At 65.6% G+C, this 6,719-nt stretch carries 5 protein-coding genes; 3 read left to right on the forward strand and 2 right to left on the reverse strand.

Annotated elements, in window-relative coordinates:
- Positions 1 to 80: 80 nt before the first annotated feature.
- Both PVW46_RS13010 and PVW46_RS13015 read right to left on the reverse strand, forming a co-directional pair.
- Positions 81 to 1,592 (reverse strand): SH3 domain-containing protein, encoded by a 1,512-nt coding sequence (locus PVW46_RS13010; protein ID WP_069209136.1) that lies wholly within the window; start codon positions 1,590 to 1,592, stop codon positions 81 to 83.
- The gene (locus PVW46_RS13015; RefSeq protein WP_069209137.1) at positions 1,592 to 2,806 is read right to left on the reverse strand and encodes a trypsin-like serine peptidase; all 1,215 of its coding nucleotides are present in this window, start codon (positions 2,804 to 2,806) and stop codon (positions 1,592 to 1,594) included. The genes PVW46_RS13010 and PVW46_RS13015 overlap by 1 nt, the downstream gene beginning before the upstream one ends.
- Positions 2,807 to 3,058: 252 nt before the next feature.
- Here PVW46_RS13015 and PVW46_RS13020 point away from each other — a divergent pair, with 252 nt between their 5' ends.
- The 3 genes from PVW46_RS13020 to preA all read left to right on the forward strand — a co-directional run bounded on the left by PVW46_RS13020 (position 3,059) and on the right by preA (position 6,579).
- Entirely contained in the window at positions 3,059 to 3,727 is a 669-nt protein-coding gene (locus PVW46_RS13020) for an OmpA family protein (protein WP_069209138.1), read from the forward strand.
- 174 nt (positions 3,728 to 3,901) lie between these two features.
- On the forward strand, positions 3,902 to 5,236 hold the full coding sequence (locus tag PVW46_RS13025) for an NAD(P)-dependent oxidoreductase (RefSeq protein WP_069209139.1): 1,335 nt from the start codon (positions 3,902 to 3,904) through the stop codon (positions 5,234 to 5,236).
- Positions 5,237 to 5,274: 38 nt separating this feature from the next.
- On the forward strand, positions 5,275 to 6,579 hold the full coding sequence (gene preA, locus PVW46_RS13030; protein ID WP_069209140.1) for an NAD-dependent dihydropyrimidine dehydrogenase subunit PreA: 1,305 nt from the start codon (positions 5,275 to 5,277) through the stop codon (positions 6,577 to 6,579).
- Positions 6,580 to 6,719: the final 140 nt, after the last annotated feature.

The raw sequence follows: 6,719 nt of genomic DNA on the forward strand, positions 1-6,719 counted from the left end.
GTACGTTTTGTACAAAACGTACGGCGATTCCAGCATTTCGTACAAAGCGGTCAGGTTTCGTTAACCCGCCTCCTGCCCGCCTATTCGAAACCGACCGGCCGGATCATCAGATCCCATCCCGCAAGCGCCGGCACCCCGACGTAGCGGGCGCTGGCCCAGCCGGTCTGCCCCTCGCCGCGGACCTGGTACCAGACCCCCTGCCCGTCCGCGGAAAGGGTGCAGTCCAGCACCTCGACCGGGGTGCCCTCGGACCAGCGGGCGAGACGGTCGCCGCGGGGCGCGCTGCGAATGTTGAGATTCGTTTCGAGCCGCGCGCCGGACCAGTCCATCGACAGGATCGGCGCTTCGGGCGCGTCATGGAGTTCTCCGACCCAGCTGTAGGCCTCGGGGTCTTCCTCTTCGAAGAACCGGTTGCCCGCGTCCCAGCGGTAATAGCGGGTGGTCAGGTTTCCGCCGTGACAGCCGAGGCTGTCCCCAAGCAGGGCGCCAGTGGCGCGCGGAAGGTCGCCCCGGTGCTGGGTGTAACCGTTGTTGTTTCGCGGCGCCGCACACCATCCGCTGCCGGTGGACCGGCGGCCACAGTCACCGAAGGCGGCAATGCCCAGTATATCGCCCTGCTGCCACTCGATACTGCACCCGTCATTGGCCAGCCGGCGATCGCCGTATCTTTCGAAAAGGGTCTTGAGCGGGGTGTCATCGGGAAATTCGCTGCCTATGTCGACCGGCCAGAACTCGTACTCGGCGGCGATCATGTCGCGCCCCTGCGAATAGGTCAGATACTGGCACATGTTGAGCGCGTCGCGCTGGGTCAGGCCAGAAAGCGCAAGTGCCGTGCCGCCCTTCGGCCCCGCGACCGGGACAAAGTCCATGAACCGCGTCACCAGCCCCCCACGCAACAGAAAGAACGCGTCGGGGCGGCGGTAGTGAAGCGCATTCTGCACCAACGCCGAGGGCGCGATGCCGTTGCCGATCAACCGAATGTATTCCGACATGATCTGATAGGTGAGGTCCATCGCGGCAACGATTTCAGTCTGGCGATCTTGCTGGTCCACCGGGACGTACGGCATGTGAAAGCCCAGCTGCGCCCCCTGTTCGACATAGCGCACCGACCGACCGGAATCGCGTAGCTTGGCGGCCAAGGTGAATGCCACGGCGCAGGCGGACATGCACTCCGCGTCGTCAAGGACGATCACGCCATGCAGCTTCGGAGCAGCATTTCCCTCACGATAGTGGCTCAGCAGGCGACCGATCTTGACCCCTTCCGCGAAATTGCCGCCTGGGCTGTCGAAGACGATGACAAATTCTGGAACAGGGACCGCTACCCGGATCATCGCGGCAAGCCGCTCGGCATCGCCGGGTTCTATCACACCCGAGACCGAGATGATCCGAAGACCGTTGGGATAGTATCCATCTTCTTCACCCGCCGGAAGGACCACGGGACGGTTGCGGCCAGTGTTCGTTTCCTCGCCGTAGATCGGCCAGAGCTGCGACAGCCGCGGACGCAGGTCGTCGCGCAGGGTGATCTCCGCTGAAAGGGCGGCGCTGCCGACCAGGGTCAGGGTCGCGGCGAGGACCGCGCGTACCATCCGCATCACTCGATCACGTAGCTCTTGAAGGCGTAGTCGACGGTACCGCCATCGACCGTGACCTTGCCCGAAAGCTGCCCTTTGTTCAGGTCGGCCACCACCAGCCGCAGTGCCGATTTCAACTGTTCGGCATCGCTGACGCCGCTGCTGCTGCAGAGATAGCCGATGCGGTGTTCGCCCTTTTCGTCCTGTTCCTGCACCACGACGGCATAGCGGCTGGTCGGGGTGACCTGGTAGCGGGTCTGGCCGGGACCAAGATCGACCTTCTCGAAGACTTCCAGCGGGATCGGCGTCAGTTGCAGGCTGGGAGAGATGTCGACAAAGGCCGGCGTGCAGTCGGCGGGCATGTCGGCCACCAGCGACAGTTCCCCACCTACGCCAAGACTGGCGGGAAAGGCCGACATGAGCATCGGCAGAGGTTTGGGCGTCGGAGCAGCCGCGGGTTTCAGGACCTTCGAACGGCCAAGGATCTCGGCCATCGGGATGCCGTAATTGATGCCCACATTGCGGTTGCCGGAGTTGTGCAGGGCAATCACCTGGCGGGCGGAACTGTCGATGATCGGAGAGCCGGAATTGCCGCCCAGCGTATCGCAGGTATGGCGCACCCGCTGACCCGACTGGGCCTCGGGCGCCTTTTCCAGCGGCGGACGCGCGGCGCGGCAGCCCTCGCGGCTGATGTGCTGCGACTTGCCCATCGGGTGGCCGATGATCCAGAAGGGCATCCCCTCGACCGGCGGGGCATCGGACAGCGGCAAGGGCGGAAAGCGGTCGGTCGGCACGCCCGTCACCTCGAGCACGGAATAGTCCAGTTCTGCCGAGCTTTCGACCGGGACCGGGTTGACGGTGAAACGCGCGGTTTCCTCGTCCCGGCCCGGCTCGACGAACCCGGCGATCCAGGTGACCGAGGTGATTTCCGTGGCGCCGATGCGCGGGTCTTCCAGCACGCCGGGAATGCAATGGTAGTTGGTCAGGATATGGGTGGCATCCACCAGAAAGGCGGTGCAGGGGTTTTCGCCCGCGTCGGTCCGGATCTGCAGCTTGCCGACGCCCCGGCCCAGCCTGCGGAAGTCCGAGCTTTCGGCGTAGGTATAGATCGCCTCGTTGTTGTAGCCCTCGATGGCCAGTTCCTTCTGGATCCCGTCCTGGGCCGGGGCCTTTGCGGGCAGGAGGCAGAGCGCCACGGCAGAGGCAGCGGCAAACGGGCGGACAACGCGGGGCATGGCAATCCTCTGGTCAGACAAATCCGTGGGAAGCATAGCAAATCCCTACCTGCGCGCTTGGAAAAAATGCGGTAAGTGGAAAAAGCAGGGGATTTCGGGTATCTTGTCCCCATATTTTCCGGGGGCCGCGATGCACCGTTCATTTCCCATTCTGATCCTTGCCGCCCTGGCCCGGGCACGACACTCAGCCGGGTGCAGCTGGCAATCGTGCAGAAATACCTGCTTTCCTTCTGACCAACGCTGGATATTGCCATGCCCAAGACGATCCTTCCCCTTTTCGCCGCCGCGCTGGTCCTGCCCGGCGTGGCCTTCGCCCAGTCGACCGTGACGCTGGACAGTTTCTCTCTCGGGGATCCGCCCAAGCCGGATGCCGCCGCCGCGGAGATGCGCGATTGCCTTGTCGATCCGTCGGCCTGCGACAACGCCGAATTCGGCGGCGGGGCCAAGTTCACGCTGGACGACGTGGTCAACCTGGGCGTGGTCGAGCGCAAGCCCAAGCCGCCGGCCTCGGCCACGCCGGCCCGGGCCGGCGTGGCCATCGCCATCGAGGACCGCACGAAAAAGCCCGAACCACTGCCGACCATCGACCTCGAGGTGCTCTTTGCCTACGATTCGGACGCGCTGACGCCGCAGGCGATGGCGAAACTGTCGACCCTGGCCAATGCGCTCAGCGATCCGCGGCTGAAGGACAGCAAGCTGATCTTCATCGGCCACACCGACGCGGTGGGCGGCGCGGCCTACAACAAGGCGCTGTCGCAGCGCCGGGCCAATGCCGTCGCGCGCTATGTCCAGAGCACCATGCGCCTGGGCACCGGCCAGATCGAGGCGGTGGGCGTGGGCTTTGACTATCTCAAGAATGCACGCTTTCCGGATGCCGCCGAAAACCGCCGCGTGCAGCTGGTTCTGGTGCCCGGCGCCTGACCAGCCGGGCGACCTGCCGAAGACAAGGGGGCCGGACGGCCCCCTTTTTGCTGCGCGGGTGGGCAGAGGGCGGGAAAACAGCGGGTTTCTGGCCGGGGCAGAATTTTACCGTTTGATAAAATTCCGACCTGTGGCAGGCTGAGTCCATAGAACAGGAAAAAACAGGGAGAGGCCATGACCAGCCCGCAGACCCCCGGCATCCAGTCCGGGCGCCTCAGCCAGGATCAGTTGGCTCGTAACTTCGAGGATCTTCACGCGCCTTACGACCCGCACGAGGCAGCGGTGGCGGCAGATCGCTGCTATTTCTGCCACGATGCGCCCTGCGTGACCGCCTGCCCCACCGAAATCGACATCCCGCTGTTCATCCGTCAGATCGCCACCGGCCAGCCGGAGGCGGCGGCCAAGACGATCTTCGAACAGAACATCCTGGGCGGCATGTGCGCCCGGGTCTGCCCCACGGAAACGCTGTGCGAAGAGGCCTGCGTGCGCGAGACCGCCGAGGGCAAGCCGGTCGAGATCGGGCGGCTGCAACGCTATTCCACCGATGCGCTGATGACGCGGCAGGGCCACCCCTTTGACCGCGCCCCCGACACCGGCAAGCGCGTGGCGGTAGTGGGCGCCGGCCCCGCGGGACTGGCCTGCGCGCACCGGCTGGCGATGAAGGGCCACGCGGTCACCATCTACGAGGCGCGGCCCCGGCCCGGCGGGCTGAACGAATACGGCATCGCCGCCTACAAGACCGTGGACGGCTATGCCGCGCGCGAGGTCGACTGGCTGCTGGGCATCGGCGGCATCACCATCGAGTACCGCAACGCGCTGGGGGTCGAAGTGTCCCTCGACGGGCTGCGCGAGAATTTCGACGCGGTTTTCCTGGGCGTCGGCCTGGCCGGGGTAAACCTGCTGGAGATCGAGGGCGGCGAAAAGGCCGGGGTCGAGGACGCGGTGCGTTTTATCTCCGACCTGCGGCAGAGCGACGACCTGGCCGCCCTGCCGGTGGGCCGCAACGTGGTGGTGATCGGCGGCGGCATGACCGCCGTGGATGCCGCCGTGCAGTCGAAACTGCTGGGCGCCGAGACCGTGACGCTGGCCTATCGCCGCGCGCGCGAGGAAATGCCAGCCAGCGGATTTGAACAGGACCTGGCGGCGTCCAAAGGCGTGCGGCTGATGTTCAACGTGATGCCTGTCGCCATGCACGGCAACGGCGCGGTGCGCGAGATCGAGCTGGAATACACCGAACTGGTGGACGGCAAGCTGCAGGGCACGGGCGAAACCATCCGCCTGCCCGCCGACCAGGTATTCCGCGCCATCGGCCAGACCCTGTCGCCGGTCGACGGGCTGGACCTGGAGGGCCGCAAGGTCAAGGTGACAGGCGCCGGGCGGACATCGGTTCCGGGGGTCTGGGCCGGGGGCGACTGCACGCCCGGCGAGGACCTGACCGTGGTCGCCGTGGCCGAGGGCCGCGACGCCGCAGAGGACATTCACGCGACGCTGATGGCGACGGCGGGCTGACCCCCGCCCGACGCCTCACCCCAAACGGGAGACGAGACATGGCTGATCTGACAACCGATTTCCTGGGCATCACCTCGCCCAACCCCTTCTGGCTGGCCTCGGCGCCGCCGACCGACAAGGAATACAACGTCCGCCGCGCCTTCGAGGCGGGCTGGGGCGGTGTGGTCTGGAAGACCCTCGGCGAAGAGGGCCCACCCGTCGTGAACGTGAACGGCCCGCGCTACGGCGTCGTCTACGGCGCCGACCGGCGGGTGCTGGGCATCAACAACATCGAGCTGATCACCGACCGGCCGCTGGAAACCAACCTCGAGGAAATGGCGCGCGTGAAGGCGGATTACCCCGACCGCGCGCTGATCGCCTCGATCATGGTGCCCTGCGAAGAGGCCAGCTGGAAGGCGATCCTGCCGCGCGTGGCGGAGACGGGCTGTGACGGGATCGAACTGAACTTCGGCTGTCCGCACGGCATGTCCGAACGCGGCATGGGCTCGGCTGTGGGCCAAGTGCCGGAATACATCGAGATGGTCACCCGTTGGTGCAAGCAGTACTACGACAAGCCGGTGATCGTGAAGCTGACCCCCAACATCACCGACATCCGCAAACCTGCCGCGGCGGCGAAGAACGGCGGCGCCGACGCGGTGAGCCTGATCAACACGATCAACTCGATCACCTCGGTCGATCTCGACAATTTCGCCCCCGAGCCGACGATCGACGGCAAGGGCAGCCACGGCGGCTATTGCGGCCCGGCGGTAAAGCCGATCGCCCTGTCGATGGTTTCGGAAATCGCGCGCAACCCGGAAACGCATGGCCTGCCGATCAGCGGCATCGGTGGTGTGACCACCTGGCGCGACGCGGCAGAGTTCATGGCGCTGGGCTGCGGCAACGTGCAGGTCTGCACGGCGGCCATGACCTATGGCTTCAGGATCGTCGAAGAGATGAAGCGCGGGCTGAGCCAGTGGATGGACGAGAAGGGCTATCGTTCGACCTCCGAGTTCATCGGCAAGGCGGTGCCCAATGTCACCGACTGGCAGTACCTGAACCTGAACTACGTCACCAAGGCCAAGATCGACCAGGACGCCTGCATCAAGTGCGGCCGCTGCTATGCCGCCTGCGAGGACACCAGCCACCAGGCGATCTGGATGAAGGAAGGCCGTGTCTTCGAGGTCAACGACGCGGAATGCGTGGCCTGCAACCTGTGCGTCGATGTCTGCCCGGTCGAGGACTGCATCACCATGGAGCGGATGGCGGCGGGCAGCACCGACCCGCGCACGGGCAAGACCGTGTCGGACGACTATGCCAACTGGACGACGCATCCGAACAACCCGATGGCCAAGGCGGCGGAGTAAGGCAGGAGGGGCGCTGCCCCTCTGTCGCCTGCGGCGCCATTCACCCCGGAGGTATTTTTGGCCCAAAGAAACATGGGCGCGGACCGGTGTTTCTTTGGGCCTCAAATACCTCCGGGGGAGTCGACCGCAGGGAGACGGGG

The organism is Mameliella sp. AT18, assembly GCF_028807275.1.
In the GTDB taxonomy this organism is placed as follows: Bacteria; Pseudomonadota; Alphaproteobacteria; order Rhodobacterales; family Rhodobacteraceae; genus Antarctobacter; species Antarctobacter albus.